Origin of the sequence: Brevundimonas sp., assembly GCF_032017145.1 — a bacterium.
Classification (GTDB): Bacteria; Pseudomonadota; Alphaproteobacteria; order Caulobacterales; family Caulobacteraceae; genus Brevundimonas.
This window is the reverse complement of sequence record NZ_DALZQC010000213.1, coordinates 1-2,021: the sequence shown is the minus strand read 5'-3', so window position 1 is coordinate 2,021 and position 2,021 is coordinate 1. Positions and strand designations below refer to the sequence as shown.

Below are 2,021 nucleotides of genomic sequence, written 5' to 3'. Positions count from 1 at the left end.
GACCTGTCTGAGAGGCCGCGAGGCGGCGCGGATCTTCTATGACGAGACCCGCATCTCGCGCGCGGGCGCCATGCCGGCGCCTGTCCGACGCACACTGCTCGGCGAAGGCGGCGTCCAGGGCCTGGATGGCGAAGCGCACCGCGCCCGCAAACGCGTGTTCATGGCTCTTATGTCGCCGGAACGGATCGCGCGGCTGGGCGACCTGTTCGAGGCGGAATGGCGACGCGCGGCCGTTGAATGGGCTGGCCAGGAAGAGATCGTGCTGTACGACGCCCTGCAGCCGGTGCTCACCCGCGCCGTCTGCCGCTGGGCGGGGGTGCCGCTGAATCCCGACGACGAAGCGAAACGGGTCAGTCACCTCAGGGCGCTGTTTGACGCGGCAGGATCGCGGGGGCCTCGCCACCTGTGGTCGAGGTACGCGCGGCGACGCGTCGACGCCTGGCTGGCCTCGATCATCGAGGGCATTCGCGCCGGACGACTGGCGCCGGATCCAGACACCGCCGCCTACGCCTGGGCCTGGGCGAGCGCGGATGATGGCGAACCGTTGGCGGCCCGGACGGCGGCGGTCGAACTGGCCAATGTGCTGAGGCCGACCGTGGCGACCTCGGTCTATATCGTGTTTGTGGCGCACGCGATGCAGGCGCACCCCGCGGCGGCCCGTCTGGCCACCGCGGACGCCGGCCGCCGCCGCGCCTTCGTTCAGGAGGTGCGACGCCTTTATCCGTTTTTCCCGGCGGTGATCGGGCGTGTGCGCGCGCCGTTTCGCTGGCGCAACCTTGACTTCCCGGTGGGTCGGCAGGTGATCCTCGATCTCTATGGCTCCAATCACGATCCTGCCGTCTGGACCGATCCCGACGAATTCCGGCCAGAGCGTTTCATCGACGGCTCCGGGGACGCGTTCGGCCTGATTCCCCAAGGCGGCGGGAACGCCCTGACCGGTCACCGTTGTCCCGGCGAAAGCATCGTCGTCGAATTGATGGAGCGGGCCCTCGGCTTGCTCGCCGGCCTGAACTACCGGCTGCCGGCTCAGGATCTGGAGATCGACTTCCGCCGCCTTCCGGCCCTCCCCAGGAGCGGGTTCCGAATGATGACGCGTCGGACTTCCCCGCGTGAGGGCGGCGCCTGATGTTTGCTCATGCGGGTGGCCGGCGCCTTCGTCCCTCTTTCACTTACAGCGAAGGCTGACGCGATGGCTTCGATGACATCCTATGACCTGGTGATAATCGGCGGCGGGCCGGGCGGGTACCCCTGCGCCATCCGGGCGAGCCAGCTCGGCATGTCGGTGGCGGTTATCGACGACCGGGAACTCCTCGGTGGAACCTGCCTGAACATCGGGTGCATTCCGTCAAAGGCGCTGCTGCAGGCCACAGAGCGGCTGGAGATGGCCCGCAATCTCGAGGCTTTCGGCGTCCTGGTCGACAATGTGCGGGCCGACCTTGCAGGCGTCATGCGGCACAAGGCCAGGGTCGTGACGGAGCTTGGTGAAGGGGTCGCCTACCTCCTGCGCAAGAACAAGGTCACCCGCCTGCAGGGCCGCGGCCGGCTGCTGTCGCGCGACCGTGTGGAAGTGAGCGCCCCGGACGGCAGCTTCGAGGTGCAGGTCCGCAAGGCGATCGTGCTCGCCAGCGGATCGAAAGCGGCGACGTTGCCGGACCTGCCCATCGACGAGCAGCGGATCGTCACCTCGGCGGGCGCCCTCAGCCTGACGGCGGCGCCGCGCCATCTGGCGGTGATCGGCGGCGGCTATGTCGGACTGGAGCTGGGCTCCGTCTGGCGCCGTCTCGGCAGCGAGGTCACCGTCGTCGAGGTGCTCGACCGGATCGCGTCCGGCGTTGATTCAGAGATGTCGACGGCGCTGCACAAGGTGCTCGAGGCCCAGGGCTTCCAATTCTGCCTGGCGCACAAGGTGGTCGGATCGCGAATGGAGGCGGACGACGTCGTCCTTGAGGTCGAGCCCATGGGAGACGGCGCGCGAGGAACCATCAAGGCCGATGTCGTGCTCGTGTCCATTGGCCGACGTC

Annotated in this window: 2 protein-coding genes; both read left to right on the top strand. The window is 68.4% G+C overall.

Annotated features, from left to right (window positions below):
• Positions 1-70 precede the first annotated feature (70 nt).
• The gene (locus RTU05_RS18055; protein WP_231681268.1) at positions 71-1,126 is read left to right on the top strand and encodes a cytochrome P450; all 1,056 of its coding nucleotides are present in this window, start codon (positions 71-73) and stop codon (positions 1,124-1,126) included.
• 63 nt (positions 1,127-1,189) lie between these two features.
• Positions 1,190-2,021 (top strand): FAD-dependent oxidoreductase (locus RTU05_RS18050; protein ID WP_312599658.1); only part of this gene is annotated, 832 nt, incomplete at its 3' end.

Excerpts from the sequence above, each read along its gene's own strand:
- RTU05_RS18055 (WP_231681268.1), top strand. The coding sequence starts at position 71 with ATGCCGGCGCCTGTCCGACGCACACTGCTCGGCGAAGGCGGCGTCCAG.